General features: G+C 60.9%; 5 protein-coding genes. All 5 read right to left on the bottom strand.

Features of this window, described 5'->3' with window-relative positions:
* Positions 1–37: 37 nt before the first annotated feature.
* Positions 38–10132: a carbohydrate-binding protein gene (locus ACYQ12_RS05195; protein ID WP_459868693.1), complete on the bottom strand. Its 10095-nt coding sequence runs from the start codon at positions 10130–10132 to the stop codon at positions 38–40.
* 540 nt (positions 10133–10672) lie between these two features.
* Positions 10673–13822: a cellulose binding domain-containing protein gene (locus ACYQ12_RS05200; RefSeq protein WP_459868696.1), complete on the bottom strand. Its 3150-nt coding sequence runs from the start codon at positions 13820–13822 to the stop codon at positions 10673–10675.
* Positions 13823–14148: 326 nt separating this feature from the next.
* Positions 14149–15111, bottom strand: a complete 963-nt coding sequence (locus tag ACYQ12_RS05205) for an ABC transporter substrate-binding protein (protein ID WP_459868699.1) — start codon at positions 15109–15111, stop codon at positions 14149–14151.
* A gap of 11 nt (positions 15112–15122) precedes the next feature.
* Positions 15123–15890, bottom strand: coding sequence for an ATP-binding cassette domain-containing protein (locus ACYQ12_RS05210; RefSeq protein ID WP_459868702.1), 768 nt, complete (start codon positions 15888–15890; stop codon positions 15123–15125).
* 97 nt (positions 15891–15987) lie between these two features.
* Positions 15988–17973, bottom strand: coding sequence for a Fe(3+)-hydroxamate ABC transporter permease FhuB (fhuB, locus tag ACYQ12_RS05215; RefSeq protein ID WP_459868705.1), 1986 nt, complete (start codon positions 17971–17973; stop codon positions 15988–15990).
* Positions 17974–18024: the final 51 nt, after the last annotated feature.

The following is an 18024-nucleotide window of genomic DNA, read 5'->3' on the forward strand; positions in this document are numbered from 1 at the left end:
ATCAAGGGCTATGGTCAAGGGCGAAGATGCCCAGCGATCAGGCCGTCAGCAGGCTGGAATCCTCCGCGTTGGCGATGCCCAGCAGAGGCGCAGACAGTTCCACGACATTCGACGTTTCAGGTAACGTATCCGTCTCCTGGCCGCTCATGGCTTCGAGCGTTTCTGAGTCATCAGTGGCCGACATTGCCGAGAAAGCCGCTTCACGGTCCAGGGTGAACGCCTGAAGATTCATGGAGCCACCGTTGAAGGACAGACGCAGGGTCTGCTCGCCGGCCTGCAGGTCGAGCTCCAGCGCCTGGGTGGTGACGAAGTCGTTCCAGTCGCCCGAACTGGGCACCGCAACGGGCCCGGAGTTCTCATAAAAGCTCCCGTCCTGCTCCACCGAGGCCGCAATCGAGCGACCCGCGTTGGGCGTCGCGACCATGAACGACAGATCGTAGGTACCGGCTTCCTCGACATCGAGGGTGTATTCGACCCACTCTCCGTCCCGGATCCAGCCGATCGCGGTACCGTCATCCAGGATATCGACACCCTCCTGGCGGTAATCGCTACCCAGTTGAGCCGCCTCGGCATCGCTGTAGGCGACATCCTGTCCCCCCTCGTCGAACAGCACGGCATCGAGAGAGAGGCTCTCTCCCACCTGCCATGGCGCATGGTCGGCATTGAAGGGGAGTTGCCCCGAGGCACCAGCCTGATCCAGTTCAAAGGAGGCCAGGTTCTGCGAGCCGCCGTTAAAGGTCAGGCGCAGCACCTGCTCTCCGGCGTTGAGCTCGACCTGGATGGCGTCGCTGTCAGTATAGGTGTCCCAACTGCCGCTATAGTCAATGGCGACGGGAGAGAGGGAAGCGTAAGTTTCACCGGCCTGAGTGAAGTCGGCGGTGATGGAGCGCCCCCCGCTCTGGTTGCCCAGCGCCGTCAGGAACGACAGGTTATACGTACCGGCCTGCGCTACATCGAGGGTGTACTCCAGCCATTCGCCATCCGTCACCCAGCCGACGGCGTCGCCATCGCCCAGGATGTCGACGCCTTCCCCGCGGAAATTGCTTCCCAGTTGGCTCTCGCTACTGTCGTTGTAGGCGATCCCCTGGCCCCCTTCGTCATAGCGCGCAGCATCCAGCGTCAGGCCATCCTGATCGACGAACCAAGGCTGCTGGGTGTCATTGTGAGGATGCTGCTCGGTAGTCCCTTCCTCCGTATCCTGAAAGTTCGGGATACCGTCGCCATCATTGTCGTCGTAGAGATCGACTCGGCCGTTGCCATCGGCATCTTCCGTTCCGGAGGGGTCATAGGTCTGGACGTTCTCGACCAGGAAGATGTTGTCGTTGTAGTCATAATTCACTCCCGCGTAGTCCTGAATGACGATGTAGGTGTCGGGAATGACGTTACCGGCGCTGTCCTTGGCGATATAAACCCGAATCAGGTGGCCGTCGTCCGCGTTCCAGTTGAGGTTGGTTCCAGGATTGCCGATAGCGTCGACGCTATCTTCGTAAAGGTTGGCGTCGGGATCGGACCAGGAGATATATCCCTGACGGCCGCTGATCCCGGCGAAGAAACCGAACGGCGCATCGCGATCGAGTGTCGTGGTGGCCAGTGAGTCGCCGTCGTTGAGCGTGCGGGGGAGCAACGTCTGACCGTCGAGCTCATCATGAGCGAGAATCTCGTTGAGATCACGGCTACCGACGTCGTGAACGAACAGACGAGCGATGTCCCCCTGGGTGTGGTAGGCCGCCAGTTGCGTAATCTTGATGGGCGAGCTGCTGTCCGCACGCTGGAAGTAGGGAGCGATAATCTCGTCGCCATTGGCTTCCACCAGGCCGCCCTGGTTCATCTGCTCCTGAGCCACGTCGGTGCTGAAGCCAAAGGCATCGACTATTTCCTGAACCGTTGGCTCCTGGCCATGCTCCGATTGGCCCTGAGCGATTCCCGCGAGTTGAACCACCGCCTGAGGCGTCTCACTGCCATTGGCATGAACCAGCAATGTCGACTCGTAGAGCGAGCCGTCATTGGTATCCTCGGCAATGAAGCGTACCGTCACGTTCAATGAACCGCCGGCGGGCACCATCAGGTTTTGTGTGTCGCCGACGATTTCGAACAGCGAAGGATCGGCAATTTCCAGACGGGTGACCGCGAAATCGGCGGAGCCGTTGTTATTGATGCTGAACGTCGCTTCGTCATGGACCTCCTGGCTGTCATTGGCCGGATTCTCGATACGGCTCATGACGAGACGATCATCCGAGGGGATGCCGTCAAGGTTCTCGATCGAGAGGTCGCCGGCGGCGACGGGTTCGAAGAGAGAAGCCGGCTCGATGCCTTCGATAACGAACATGTTATCGTTGTAGTCGTAATTGATACCGGTGTAATCCATGATGCCGAGATAGGTATTAGGTATCGCATTGCCGTTGGCGTCCAGCGCCTGGAACATCCTCACGGTATAGCCACGCTCGATGCCTTCGGCATCTTCCGGCACATCACCGCTTCCCGTCGGGTTGAGCGACGGGTCGGTGGACAATCCTTGGACGATGATGCTGAAGAGGTCATTGCCTTTCCAGCTGTCGGGAATCGTGTTGTGGTAAAAGGTCGCCGTTGCGAACTGTCCATCGTTCTCGATCGGCAGCAGCGACTGGTTGTTATCGCCGGCATGATTGGTCAACTGGACCACCTGCCCCTTGTTATCGGGGTTATGGATACCCAGGTAGGCGGCGCCGCTGCCGTGAAAAGCGGCAAGCTGGGTGATCTTGGCCGAATTGAACCCCTCGGCAATCTTCCAGTATCGCGATAGCACTTCATCGTCGTTGACCGGGCGATAGAGGTCGTGATCATTGAGGACGGAGTTCTCCCCGGCCTGAACGGTGGGCAGTCCCTCGATGACATTGCCGAAGCCGAAAACTTCCCAGACTTCGTTGACGTTGGGTTCCCAGCCGCCTTCGTCGCGCGCCTGCCAGAAGCCGGCCAGGTGCATCTCGGCAATGGGAGTGTCGGCGTCGTTGGTCGTTAGTTGCAAAGTCCCCTTGAAAACCCCGTCGCCCGCATCCGTAGCGGGAGGCGTATAGGCGTCCCGATCGAAGAGAATATCGACGGTAATCGATTCGCCGGCTGCCAGTGTCAGATCTTCGAAGATGGTGGGATCGGCCAGTTCGAAAGGCCCTGAGAGATCGGCTTTAAGTATCGACAGCTCGGCGGTGCCGGTATTGCTGACCACAACGCTGCCGCTCTCCTTGAAGTCGCGATTCGGACTCGAGGCGCTATTGTTTTCCAGGTAATTGAAGTGAATCCGGTCGGCATAGTACCCGGCATCGTCGCTTTGAAGAGCGATGTTCGCGCCCGGATCGGTCGGTATCGGTGACGTGGCCACCTGCAATGAATCGATATTGGGACCATTGGCATTGGGTGCCGTAACGGTAATGGTATTGGAACCCGCATCGAGACTCACTGCGGTCGTCCGATAATACCAGTCATCCCAGTTGGCATTGGTCTGGCCGATAAAGTTGAGGGCACTGGCAGTGTTTCCGTTTACGCTCAACCCGAGCGGGCGGTCGTCCTTTGTCGAGTCAAGTGCATAGCGGAAACCGACTTCGTACATGCCTGCCTCGGCAACATCGATTGTCCAGGTAACGGTCTGATCTCCGCTGCCGGCAAAATCCACATAGCTCCCCCCTGACGTGAGCGGGTCTGCCACGACCGCGGGACCGCCATCGAGTTCGGCACTCTCGGCTTCGTACTCCGTGTAGCCGGGTGTCGGATCTTCCGGCTCGTCGGGCGTGGTATCGAGCAAGAAGTCCGCCGCCGCGGTGGCTTCGTTGCCTGCTGCATCCGTCACGAACAGCGTGGCGGTGACTTCGCCGTCGGGCAGGGCGGAGACATCCACGCTGAACTGGCCGCTGTCATCCGGCACGACGATGATGCGCTCGCCATCGTTGAAGCTGACTTCCAGCGTTTCGATGTCATCGTCCAGCCCGCTGACCTGGAACGTGGCGGTCTCGGCCTCGTCACCCTCGAGAACGGTGTCGAGTGCGGCCAGCGCCAGGTTGTTGTCGGCATCCGCCGAGTCGTCGGACGCCTCGACGGCGAGGACCTCGAGCTGGTCGATGTTGGGGCCGCTGCTGCCGGTCGAGGTCAGCGTAATGACGTTCTCCTGTCCCTCGATCAGCGTGACGCGCTGGGTCAGGGTCTGCCAGGTACTGAAGCTGCCGGTGGCAGTGAAGTCGAGCGTGATGGGTGCGCCACCGTTGACGGTCAGCGCCAGCGGACGGGTCCCCGACGCCAATGAATAGCGCAGCGCCAGATCGAACTCGCCGGTCTGGTCAGAGCCTATGGTCCAGGTGAGGGTTTCGCCGCTGCCGATTCCGTCTCCGTAGTCGACGAACCCATCGCCCAGATAACCGGCCTGGTCGGCCACCTCCTGAATGTAGTTGTCGCTCGTCGACTCGGGGCCGGTGCCCAGCTCGGCATCTTCCGCCTGGTAGGTGCCGACCGGCGTGGTGAAGACAGGCTCGCCGGGCGTGGTATCGAGCGTGAAGTCCGTCGCCGCGGTGGCTTCGTTGCCTGCCGCATCCGTCACGAACAGCGTGGCGGTAACCTCGCCATCGGGCAGGGCGGAGACATCCAGGCTGAACTGACCGCTGTCATCCGGCACGACGGTGATGCGTTCGCCGCCGTTGAAGCTGACTTCCAGCGTTTCGATGTCATCGTCCAGCCCGCTGACCTGGAACGTGGCGGTCTCGGCCTCGTCACCCTCGAGAACGGTGTCGAGTGCGGCCAGCGCCAGGTTGTTGTCGGCATCCGCCGAGTCGTCGGACGCCTCGACGGCGAGGATCTCGAGCTGATCGATGTTGGGGCCGCTGCTGCCGGTCGAGGTCAGCGTAATGACGTTCTCCTGTCCCTCGATCAGGGTGACGCGCTGGGTCAGGTTCTGCCAGGTACTGAAGCTGCCGGTGGCAGTGAAGTCGAGCGTGATGGGTGCGCCACCGTTGACGGTCAGCGCTAGCGGACGGGTCCCCGACGCCAATGAATAGCGCAGCGCCAGATCGAACTCGCCGGTCTGGTCGGAGCCTATGGTCCAGGTGAGGGTTTCGCCGCTGCCGATTCCGTCTCCGTAGTCGACGAACCCATCGCCCAGATAACCGGCCTGGTCGGCCACCTCCTGAATGTAGTTGTCGCTCGTCGACTCGGGGCCGGTGCCCAGCTCGGCATCTTCCGCCTGGTAGGTGCCGACCGGCGTGGTGAAGACAGGCTCGCCGGGCGTGGTATCGAGCGTGAAGTCCGTCGCCGCGGTGGCTTCGTTGCCTGCCGCATCCGTCACGAACAGCGTGGCGGTAACCTCGCCATCGGGCAGGGCGGAGACATCCAGGCTGAACTGACCGCTGTCATCCGGCACGACGGTGATGCGTTCGCCGCCGTTGAAGCTGACTTCCAGCGTTTCGATGTCATCGTCCAGCCCGCTGACCTGGAACGTGGCGGTCTCGGCCTCGTCACCCTCGAGAACGGTGTCGAGTGCGGCCAGCGCCAGGTTGTTGTCGGCATCCGCCGAGTCGTCCGGCGCCTCGACGGCGAAGACCTCGAGCTGGTCGATGTTGGGGCCGGTGCCTGATGTCGCCTGGAACGTCACCGTATTGACGCCAGCGACCAGATCGGCACGAATGTCGAGCAGTTGCCAAGTGCTCCAGGCGGCGTCTCCCGTGATTCCGGCCGGTGGGTTGAAGGCGAACGTGCCTGCGCTTTCCTGATTGATCACCGCTTCGAGCGGGCGGCTTGTTGTCCCGCCATTGGCGTAGCGGACCTGGAGGACGGACTCGCCGGCTTGGGCTTCGGTAAGCTCGAAAGTGAAGGTGATGAAGTCGTCGTTGGTCGAGCCGAAATCGGCGTACCCGCCCATGACGCCGTCACTGTTGTTGGTATTGCCGTCGAGACCATAGGCACCGGGCCGCAGACCGCTGCTTTCCGGGTTGTTCTCGTTGCGGATCTGGATTTCGGCATCGGCAATGGCCACCGAGGTGCCATCGTCGGGCGTGTTGTCTTCCGCCTGAATCGTCAGAATCGAGACGCGGTCGTCTTCGTCTCCTCCCGTCGGGTCAGTGACAACCCCACCGGGTGCCGGGTCGAGACGAACCAGCTGGCTTTGCCCGTTGTTGCGATTGAGCGTCAGCAGATAGAGCTGACCGGTAGCGGGATTCTCTATGATGTCCAGCGAGTCCACATAGCGAATGACATTGCCATTGATGTCGCGCAGCACATCGTCGCCGATGATATTGCCGTCTTCATCCAGCGTGATCGAACGTATGTCGTCCCCGCCTGAATACTCGGTAAAGAGCAGGTTGTGTTGCAGGCTCGAGCCGAAAACATCGCTGGTATATTCCGTCGCTCCGTTGGGCGAACGGTTCTCTCCGAGCGAGTAGGCATCTTCTATACGGTAGTTGGGATCCGGCTCCTGACCGACGGGATAGTCATCGACCTGATTGACATCCTCTGCGCTGGTCGGGTTGCCGCCATTCATGATGTATTGATCATGCAGCGGATTCGGGTGGCCGTAATATCCGCCTTCTTCCACTGTAAAGAGGTAATCGTCCTGCTTGGAGACGTTAACTTGGCTTTCATCCACTGACGTCGAGGGGTCATCCGGTACACTGCCGCCAGCGGCCGAGCCATTGGTGGGCACGTAGAGTTGGCCGTTGGAGTGCCAGACGAGATCGTAACCATTGCGTATGCCGGTGGCGAAAATCTTGAGCACCGCATCATCGGCGTAAGGGTCGTAGAACTGCTCGAGAATGGCGCCCTCATCGTTCTGCACCGTAGCGGTGCCATTCTCGGCAAACACCAGATACTCCCCATCTCCCATGGGAATGGGATCGTTCTTGAGATCGTTATCGTCATCGGCATAGCGCCGCCCATTGTCCGGTAGAGGCTCTGTCGAGACGTCAAAGCCTCCTTCGGGTGGGGTGCGTGTAGGATCGATCTCCAGGACAGCGGCATTGAGGAGGCGTTCAGGTCGGCTGCCCCAGGCGCTGTCCGGCTCGCCCATGGCAGAATCCGATCCTTGTATGACATAGAGAAGATGCGTCGGGACATCCGGATTGGTGACGGCGTCATAGTCGGGATTGACTCGAAACTCGAGACTATTGGACACGTGATCGGCTACGGAGCGGGGCAGGCCGGTAATATAGGGGTCAGCCGTTGCAGTGAACTCGGGACCGTCACCAAGCGTGATCTTGGTGATACGGCCGCTGAAATCGGGCACGCTTTCGCTGCGTCCGGACAGCGGGATGGGATAGTTGTCCGTGACCCATAGCGTACTGGCGTCATTGGGATCGAATGTCAGGCCGATGATGCCACGTGGCCCATCCTCGTCCTGGAAATAATCGAGCGTCAGGGTCTGCTCGCCGGAGAGGCCGCCGGTGTCGGGATCCACATCGTATCGCTTGATCTCTCCCGCCATCGTGGCGATATAGAGTTTCGACCCATCGGGCGAAAGCTCGACGGAGGTGAAGCCGTAAGCGTTATCCTCCGATCCGTTCAGCTCGATATTCTTGGTAAATGCCACTTCGCGAGCAACGCTTTCCGGAGCGTCACCGGTCACGAATGTAGTGGTGAATGTCTGAAATTCCCGGGTCGGTGCGTCGGGATTGTCGTTATCGCCGCGGTCCTGGAAACCTTCGATCTTTATCGTGTAACTGGTGAACTCCTTGAGACCGTCCTTCGGTGAGATGGTCAGGGAGTCGAAGCCGCCGGTGGTATTGATGTTGAAGGCCACTTCCTTACCCGTCACGGTCTCGAAAAGGCGGACGGATCCATCCTGCAGGCTTTCCAGCAATGTGCCGCCACGTCCGTCGACGACCGAGACTCCAATGAAGATATCCGAGTCGGGGCCTACCCCCGTCGGCATGGCACCATTGTCAGGATCCAGGTCAATCGCGATCTCATTGGTACCGACCCCCGAGACGGCGCGCGGATTGGTGAAATGGGCATAATCCTCAGGGGCACTACGTTCATCGCCAGGCGTCAGATCGGGCAAGCCCTTGATTTCGAGATATTGAATTTCAGTGTTGCTGCTACCGGCACCTAGCGAATCGAGGGTCAGCCGGCCATCGGTAACCTCGACAATGCGGGTCACGAGATCGGAACGGAAACCCTCGGTATCGTCGGCAGGGTTGCTGTCATCGGGAAAATCATCCGGACGAAAGGGGGTGAAGGGATCGTTGAACAGTTCACCTTCGGCATTGATGACATTGTGACTGTCATACTCGCCGGAGGTGTCACCGATCGAGAGGGTCACCTCATAGAAGCCGTTCTCCAGCTCCATTTCCCAGCCGGCGTTTTCCGCATAGCTCGGCAGGGCGAAATGGGCGTAGGTACCCTGCAGCGGATCCAGGCCTTCGATATCGTCGGTACGATCATTGACGGCGAGATCGGCCTGATCCTTTAACGATAGCGGTGTCGTGCCGTTGGCCGTGCCATCGGCGATGGAATCTTCGCTGACCCAGCCATATTGATAGACCTTGCCACCGACGGTGACGGTTTGCTGTCCGAAGGCCAGGCCTTCATCGGCAATATACCCCTCGGGGGTGACGAAGTTGGGGTTGTAGGCTGCAGCATCAATCGCCGGTTGGAAGTTGATCTTCACCTCGAAGCGGTTGGCCGGTTCGATTCCCGGATCGGCTTCTTCGCTCTCGATGGTCACGCTCGTGGTCGTGGAGGCTTCATTGCCAGCCTCATCGGTCACATACAGCGTGGCGGTATGTTTGCCCTGCTCATATCCGGTGAGGTCCAGGGTGAAATCACCTTGATTGTTCGGTGTCACGTCGAGGCGTGTTTCGCCATCGTCGAAGCTCACCGCGATGGTCTTGACATCGGCATCCAGACCGGTGATATGAAACGGCACTGCGGCGATTTCGGTGGTATCGATCGTGGCATCGAGCACGTCGAGCCCAAGGTCCCCGTTCTTGTCTGCCGTAGTGTCTTCTGCTGAAGTGATGGGCAGTATTTCCAATTGATCGATATTGGCGCCGCTGTTCTCGAACGAAGTCAGCGTGATGATGTTCTCCTGTCCCCCGGCCAGCGTGACGCGTTGGGTCAGGGTGTCCCAGGTGGTTGCGCTACCGGTTGCCGAGAAATCGAGCGTGACGGTTTCGCCGCCATTGATGTTCAGCAGCAGCGGACGGGTACCGGTGGTCAGCGCATAACGGAATGCCAGATCGAATTCGCCGGTCTGATCGGACCCGATCGTCCAGGTAATGCTCTCGCCGCGGTCGACGCCATTGCCATAGTCGGCGTAGCCCTCTCCCTCGTAGCCGGCCTGGCTATCGTTCACGCGAATGTAGTTGGAAGTCGTCGATTCCGGTCCAGTGGCGAGTGCCGCATCTTCCGCCTGGTAGACGCCGACGGGCGACGTATAGGCAGAGTCGTCTGGCCCCGTATCGAGCGTGAAGGCTGTCGATGCAGTTGCCTGGTTCCCGGCGTTATCCGTGACGAAAAGGGTCGCCGTGACATCCCCGTCGGCAAGGCCTGAAAGGTCGACGGCAAACCGACCCTCGGCATTGAGGCTGATTGCCCGACGCGCGCCATCGTTGACGCTGATTTCGACAGTTTCGATATCGTCGTCCAGGCCCGTTACCTGGAAGGGAACTGCTTGGGCTTCTTCACCCGTAATCGTGCTGTCGAGCGCAATGAGAGCCAGGTTGTTGTCTTCATCCGCAGAGCCATCGTCAGGCTCTGCAACGGCCAGCACCTCGAGCTGATCGATGTTGGCACCGCTGTTCTCGAACGAAGTCAGCGTAATGACATTCTCCTCGCTCTCGTTCAAGGTGACGCGCTGAACCAAGGTTCCCCAGGTGCTGGCACTGCCTGTCGCGCTAAAGTCGAGAGTGATGGGATCGCCGCCGTTGACCGTCAGCAGCAAGGGGCGGCTACCCGTCGTCAGGGCATAACGGAAAGCCAGGTCGAATTCGCCTGCCTGGTCCGATCCGAGGGTCCAGGTAATGGTTTCGCCACTGTCGATACCATCGCCGTAGTCAACGTAGCCTTCGCCCTCGTAACCGTTCTGATCGCTTTTGACTTGAATATGTCTGGTCGCAGTGGATTGCGTTCCGGTAACCAGCTCGGCATCTTCTGCTTGGTAGATGCCTACAGGTGAATTAGCCATGCCATTGACCCCTTGCTTTCATCTGGTTGTCGATTAGCCGCTGCTCTTGGCAAGTTCGGTCTAATACAGCGTTTTATTGCCCACGCTTGGGTGGAAGAAGACGTCCCCTGCTAACGGTGGGCGTGTCATAAGCAAATGATTTCCATGCGGGAAAAATTGAAAAGACTTCACTTTCCGAATGACTTCGCAGGTGCGCATGAATGAAAAACATGTTTTTATTAGTTATTTTTTATGGTCGTGTCGCCGTTGCTCATGGCAGCAATAACATAAGTTACGTAATTAACGTCTTTTGATGTTTCTTTGGGTAACTTATAACTTGCTGTTTGAATTAATTTTGGTTTATGTATACCAACTCATAAACGTTATTTCAGTATGGTTTATATAATTTGCCTGGGTTAAATAGAGCGGTTGTTTTTCGGGGGATAAGCGTATTGATCCAGTGTTTTAGTTCCGGTTTGACGAATAAAAAGTATTAGTGAAAAGTAAAAACGAAAACGCCAGGCCCGTAGGGCCTGGCGTCAAGGAGCTATCTGCCGCTAGTTACAGAATCATGTCTTCTGGCTGCAGGACTATGCCCGTCACCTCAATGGCCATGTCCACGACACCATCGCCGTTGACATCGGCCTGCAGCATTTCACCCGTTACGCGGATTTCTCCGCCCTGGCCGGTGAACCCATCACTGCCCAGCCAGGTGAAGGACTGCTTGCCTTCGACATTGAGGTTGGCGTCGATACCCGAGAGATCGATTCTGTCGCCCTCCTGGCTAGCGAAGTCGAGGATCACATCCCGATCGAGCGGACTGGACTCGAACGTCGAGAGATACATGAACGTATCCTGGCCGCTTCCACCTGCCAGCGTGTCGCCGCCCAGCCCACCGTAGAGAACGTCGTCGCCTTGGCTGCCCGTCAGGCTGTCCGCGGCTTCGCTTCCCGTCAACAGGGGGGACGGCACATCGATGTTCTCGACCTGGCCGTCGATTGCCGTGACGACCGGAAGCGGGTGCTCCTTGGCGTCAACCTTGTAGGAGAAGCGCCAGGTCTCACCCGGCTCCAGAGCCGCGCCGGCGTTGATGCCGGCAATCGAATAGCCGCCATCGACCGCTTGCCAGTCGCCATTCCACAGCTCGACGATCTCGACGGGCAGTTCGATGTCGATGACCGGACGCTCTATGGCCACGCCAGACGTGTTCTCGACGAAGACTTCCGTCATGTAGCCGCTGGACCATTCGCTCTTGATCGAGGAGGTAACGGATAACATGTCCGCCACGAGGGGCGCCTGGCCGACCGATGTATCGAGCAGGCTGAGGTCGGCAGTGCTGCCGGCGATCAGGGCGGCGGTGTCCACCACGATCTCGCTGCCATTCAGGCTCAGCGACTCAGGCAGGTAGGTTTCCTCTCCCAGGGCCTTGAACCCCAGCCGCATGGTCTGGCCGGGCTTCAGGGCAACGGGATTGTCATCGACGATGGTGTAGACATCGTCGGTGTGACTCAGCAGCATGGAGCCGTACCACTTGATGATCTCGGCCTGTGGCAGGCTGAAGCTGATGGCCTGCTCCGTGAGCACCTGATCCGAGGTGTTGGTGATTTCGAGAGCGAGGGAGTAGCCCAGAGAGGAGCGTCCCAGCACCTCGAAGACCGCCGATGCCGAAAGGGAGGGAGCAGGAGCAGGAGCAGGCTCAGGGCTGATGATGCCGATGGCGGGCTGCAGGACGATCGAGGTGATCGGCTCATTCACCGGAGAGGGTTCAGGCGCACTTTCGTCAACGTCCTGTTCGGGAGCGCCGGTAGCCGTATCATCGTTTAATATCTCCTCTGGTGTCGGAGGCTGCGGTACCTCGCCCTGGGAGACGCTGCGTGTGGCAGTGTCGAGCACCTTGCCATCCGCGAAGATGACCCGCTCCATGTCGACCAGCGTGTCGTTGTCGCCGCTGCCCTTCAGATAGAGCCCGCCGTCATCGAGATACGTGACGGCATAATCGGCAAAGACTTTTTCCATCAACGCCGTGTCGAAGCCGGCTCCGCCCTGAAGCGTGTCCTTGCCTGTCCCGCCGCGCAGGATGTCGTCACCGTGACCGCCATGCAGGGTATCGTTGCCACCCGCGCCGTCGAGGTAGACGCCGTCATCGGCGCCTTGGACCACATCATCACGGCGTGAGCCGACGACGTAGTCGAACGTCGCCCGGTTGGCGCCGGCTTCGGTGATGGCACCGAAACTTTCGCCGCCGTTGTTGTACCAGAGGGTCGTGGACATGCCATCGGCTGCAGCGTCGCGGATCGACTGCTCGACATGCACGGTGTTGTCGTGATCCTGGCCGCCGTGAAAATTGATGTCGCGGTCGGTCGAAGTGACATGAATGTCGTTGCCCACCGAGGAGCGCCAGGAGGCGAAGAGTACGCTGTGACGCATGCCGCTGTCCTGCAGGTCGGTCAGCGTGCCGTCATAGACTTCGCGCAGTTCATAGGCATAGCCGTTGCCGCCGGAGCCCTTGTTGAACGCGCCATGAGCCTGCATGGCATCGCCGTTGAAATCCAGCGACAGGGCGATCTCGAAGGCGGTCGAGGGCCCGTTGACGACCTGGACGTCCTCGATACTGCTGTCGACCGTGCCATTGAACTTGACGGCCTGGTAATCGGTCAGCGAGGACAGCGTGTTGCTGAAAACGGCATTGTCGGGTGTGCCGAGTTCGTACTCGATCGAGAAGCCCTGCAGCGTCACGTTTTCCAAGGCGTCCATTCTTTCGATCTTGGCGTCACCGCCATCGAAGTCGAAGTGCACGCCGCGGTCGAGCGTGACGGTCTCGCCGTCGACCGCCACCACCTTGGCCATGCTGGTACGCAACGGCGCATTGAGCTTTTGCCAGGAGGTGTCGCCGATCTCGTCGAAGTAGGCCTGATCGTTGTCCTGCCAGATGCGCACCGTGTCGCCAGCCTTCAGGCCGTGATCGGCTCCATCGAGTGTCAGCGTGTCGGTACCCTCGGTGACATCCCCCGCGAGATAACCGGCCAGGTCGGTATGTTCGCCGGCCACGTAGAAGCCGTGCGAATCATCGTTTTCGAAGGCATCGTCGGTGAAGGTAATGATCGTCTGGCCGGACCCGGCCCCCACCAGCGATACATCCGAGCGGGTAATGTTGATCGAATCGTCGAATCGGTAATGACCGGCCGCCAACTGAACGGTGGTGCCCGCCGGCACTGAGTCCAGCAGGGTCTCGAGCTGGGCGGCGCTGATCTCGGGGCCGACCCGGATCGTTGTGGCGTCGATGTCGTCGACAGGTGCCGTAGTCGTGACGATGTCGATGCTGGAAACGGGAGGTGAGGCCTCGGCAGGGGACGCCGTCGTGCCGCTACTGCTCTGCTGGCCCTCGCCGATAGCGCTGAAGGCCAGGTCGGCGGGTGTGTCGTTTACCGTGAAGGCAGTGGGTAGTGCTCCGCTTTCGCTCAGCACCTTGAACTTGAAGCGCACGGTCTCGCCCGGGGCGATATCGTTGCTGTCATCATCGTCCATGATGGTGTACGTGTTGGCGTGATGCGCACTGACCTGCCCATTCCAGACATCGGTGATTTCGCCCGGCAGCTCGAAGCTGGCCCGGAAATTCTCGATGTTTCGGGAATCGATATTGGTGATGAACACTTCCAGTACGTAGCCGCCATTCCACTGGCTGGTAATGGCGTAATCGACCAAGGATTTCATTTGTGAAACCTAATGTTTGGCGATAGTGCAACGCAGGGTTGCCACGAAGCTAACAATCCTTAGTCGTGTCTCGTGCAGGTGAGCGCAGGAACGGGACGTGTCGAGCGCTCATGGCTGTCGCGGATGAGATGGCCGAACCCACGGCGAAATTTCCTATAGAACCTGATGGAGTCCGGAAGCTGTCCGCAGCAGTATTGCAGGAATGTAATTGGGGGTAACAGAAAGAAAGGCGAGAGGTTTTGGCGCAATTTCAAAGTTAGCAATAATCTATATTAAACAACTCATAATTGCCGGTTGGGATGAATACTCCATATGTGACGCTGGGATTATCGGATAGGCGGGTGTGAGGCATCGTCGGACGGGGAAGCGGGGCGACCGACAAGCGCTTTGCTGAGCTGATCGGCGAAACGCCGTGCCGATGGCAGACCACCGAAGCTCCATACCGGATCCAGCCGTATCACGTCGCGTTTGTGCACGCTGGGCAGATATTGCCACAAGCCGCTCTCAGCCAGTTGATCCGCGACGCCGACCGGCAGAGGGTCGATCACCACCAACTGGGCTGACTCGATACTTGCCAGCTGCTCGAGACCGACCATGGAGAACCCCCAGGCGTTGGTGGGCTCCTTCCAGGCACTGGTCAGCCCCAGCCGTTGCAATACGGCCTGATAGAGGCTGTGTTCACCGAAGACCCGTACATGGCGGGCATCGATGAACTGGACGATCAGCAGGGGAGGCGTGTCTGCCGGCAACCGCGCGGCATCCTGATCGATTCCGGCCTCAACCTCAGCGATCAGGGTCTCGGCCGCCTCGGGCCGACCGACCAGTCGTGCGAGTTCGTGGGCGGCTTCCCGTGCCTGCGACCAGACGTCACCGCCAGCCAGGTAGAGACCGATATTGCTGACCGGCGCAATCCGCGACAGCCGGGGCGTCAAGGCCGCGAACATGGGAGAAATGAGAATGCGCTCGGGTTTCAGCTGCGCGAGCAGCTCCAGATTGGGTTGGGCCCGCAGGCCGATATCCACGACCTCTTCCGGCATGGTCGGCTCCGAGACCCACTCACGGTAGGCGTCGGTCTGCGCCACGCCCTGGGGAGCGACGCCGAGGGCGAGCAACGTCTCGGCCAGTGTCCAGTCCAGGGACACTACCGGCACGATCGGTCTGGCAGCGCCTGCAGCATCGTTGTTCGCCTGGGCAGACGGCAGCATGACAGGCAGGCCGATCAGCAAGGTGAGGGCCAGGCTGCGCAGCATGGCGCGCAGTGGCACGGACAGGACATGAGCGCGCGTCACGAAGTCCCCGGTCAATGCAGGATGGCGATGGGGTGGTCTCCGCCGGGGTGCGGCATGACGCGCATGGGAATGCCGTAAATGGCTTCCAGCGTGACATCCTGCATCATGTCGAGCGGCGAGCCCTCGGCGAGCAGGCGGCCACTGTGCAGGGCCACGAGATGATCGCAGTAGCGCGCCGCCATGTTGACGTCATGAAGCACGATAATGACACCCAGCCCCAGTTCCCGACACAGCTTGCGCACCAGTTCCAGCACTTCGACCTGATGGGCGACGTCCAGCGCCGCGAGCGGTTCGTCGAGCAGCAGGAAACGGCTGCCCTGAGCCAGCAGCATGGCCAGCCATACCCGCTGGCGTTCACCGCCGGAGAGGGTATCCACGAAGCGGTCGGCAAAGGCCTCGGTGTGTGTCAGGGCGATGGCGCGCTCGATCTGGACATGATCCTCGCGTGACAGCCGACCCAGCAGGCCATGCCAGGGGTAACGGCCGAAGGCGACCAGCTCGCGCCCCGTCAGGTTCTCCGCGCTGGGCAGATGCTGGGGAAGGTAGGCGACCTGGCGGGCGAATTCCCGCGTGCCCCAGGCCTCGAGGGGACGGCCGTCGAGGCGGATCTCGCCATGGGTAGCGGGTTGTTGCTGAGCGAGCAGTTTGAGCAGAGTCGACTTGCCCGACCCGTTGTGCCCGATCAATCCATAAACGCGCCCCTCCAGAAAGGAGGCATTGATCGGCTGCAGCAGCGCCTTGCCGCTGACCTCGAAGCTGGCGGCATTGACTTCGAACATGACGAGAACCCCACCGGGAAGGCAGTACAAGCCGCAATCGTAATTCAAATAAGAACAATTATCAAAATGGATCGCCCGAGAGCTGCATGAATTCTGCCTAAAGGCGTCTCAATCCCCATAGGAAGTAGGCCCCGCCGAGCAGTGATGCGACCAGGCCGGCCGGCACCTCCTGGGGAAACAGCAACTGTCGGCCGAGCCAGTCGGAGAGCACCATGAGCAGCGCACCGAGCAACACGGCACCCAGTAGATGCAGGCGGGCGCGGGAGAAGCCCAGCAGGCGTGCCATGTGCGGTGCCAGCAGGCCGACGAAGCTCAGCGGACCCACGACCAGCGTGGCGCAGGCGGTCAGCAGGGCGACCAGCCCCAGCAGTGCCAGGCGCGAGCGGGTGACGTCGACGCCCAGGGCCTGGGCTGTCGGGGCGCCCAGCGGCAGCAGGTCCAGCCAGCGGGAAAAGGGCAGCGCCGCCACGATCAGCACGACAGCCAGACAGACGACAGCGCCTGCGGTGAAGGCATCGACATAGTAGGTCGAGCCGGACATCCAGGCGATGATCTGCTGGCCTCGCGGGTCTCCCCCGGCGAGCACAAAGCTGCGGACAGCATCGAACAGGGCGGTGATCGCGACGCCGGTGAGCAGCAGCCGTTCGGGCAGAAAGCCGCTGGCGCGGTTGAGTATCACCAGCAGGCCCAGTGTCGCCAAAGCCGATAGCGTGCCGATCCCGACGAGCGTGAGCTGGCCGACGGCCGGCAACAGCAGAATCGCAACGATCATGCCGATGGCCGTGCCGCCACTGATGCCGAGCACCTCGGGGCTGGCCATGGGATTGGAAGTGATGCGCTGAATCAACGTGCCCGCCAGGGCCAGCATGGCGCCGGCGCCTGCCGCGGCAAGCATGCGTGGCAGGCGCCATTCGAGCGTCGTCCAATGGCCGGAAGCGGGCAGCCATTGCCAGCCATGGCCGCTCTGACCGAAGAGCAGCGCGATAGCTGCCGAGCCCAGCAGGGCCGCGGTCAGCAGACGGAGCAGGCGACCCGGCGAGGCATGGCGCCGGGCGATGCCGCCAGTGTCGCCTCGGGGACGATCACCGCCCAGCCGGAGCCGGGGAATCAGCCACAGCAGGAGCGGCGCCCCGAAGGCCGCCGTCGTCGCACCGGTGGGAATCATGGTCGGCAGGGCACCGGAGAAACGCTGCAGGGCCAGATCGGTCGCGGCCAACAGCAGGGCGCCGAGCAGGGTTCCCCAGACCAGGCGCTGGCCCAGTCGGCGGGCGCCCAGCAAGCGCACGATGGCGGGGGCCGCCAGACCGATGAAACCGATCACGCCGGCTACGCTGACCACGCAGGCGGTGATGAAGACCGCCAAGGCAAGGCTGGCCAGGCGTAGGTGCTTGAGCGAGACGCCCAGGCTGCGCGCGTTGGTATCGTCGAGTTCGAGCACCGCCAGGGGTCTGAGCAGCAGTGCCGCAAGCAGCGCCCCCGCCAGCAGGCGGGGCCAGAGGAACATGGCGCCGTTCCAGTTGTTCTGCGATAGCGAGCCGGCGCCCCAGATCAGCAGGCCCTTGAGCTCCTCCTGATGAAATAGCAGCAGCACCATGCTCAGGGCGCCGAAATAGAGGTTGATGACCAGCCCCGCCAGCACCACGACCATCGGTGCCAGGGCGCGTCGCCAGGCGAGCAGGAACACCAGCCCCATGGCCAGGCCTCCGCCGGCGATGGCGACCCACTCGCGGCCGAGCGCCAGCAACTGCGGCGCCATCAGGGTCGCGACCAGCAGCGCCAGGTTGGCCCCGCTGGCCACGCCCAGCGTCGTCGGGGCGGCCAGAGGATTGCGTAGCACCTGCTGCATCAGTACCCCGGCCAGGGCGAGGCCACCGCCGGAGAGCAGCGCGACGCACAGCCGTGGCCACCAGCTGTAATGCACCACGACCTGATCGATATCGCTGAGAACGGGGGTGAACAGCGCGGAGAGGGCGGTGGTGACGTCGAGATGTGGGGCCAACGTCAACCAGGCCAGACCCAGCGTAAGCAATCCCAGTGCGAGGCAGGCCCGCCCCGGCGTCATCCGGCGGGTAGCGTCAATCATGGTGACTTTCCTTGTGCGGCCGAAGAGACAGGTTCCGGCGGCGGTGCGTCT

Source organism: Halomonas shantousis (assembly GCF_054654615.1).

Bases quoted from the DNA above. Each gene is read 5' to 3' on its own strand.
- ACYQ12_RS05210 (WP_459868702.1), bottom strand. From the start codon at position 15,890: ATGTTCGAAGTCAATGCCGCCAGCTTCGAGGTCAGCGGCAAGGCGCTG.
- ACYQ12_RS05195 (WP_459868693.1), bottom strand. From the start codon at position 10,132: ATGGCTAATTCACCTGTAGGCATCTACCAAGCAGAAGATGCCGAGCTG.
- ACYQ12_RS05200 (WP_459868696.1), bottom strand. From the start codon at position 13,822: ATGAAATCCTTGGTCGATTACGCCATTACCAGCCAGTGGAATGGCGGC.
- fhuB (WP_459868705.1), bottom strand. From the start codon at position 17,973: ATGATTGACGCTACCCGCCGGATGACGCCGGGGCGGGCCTGCCTCGCA.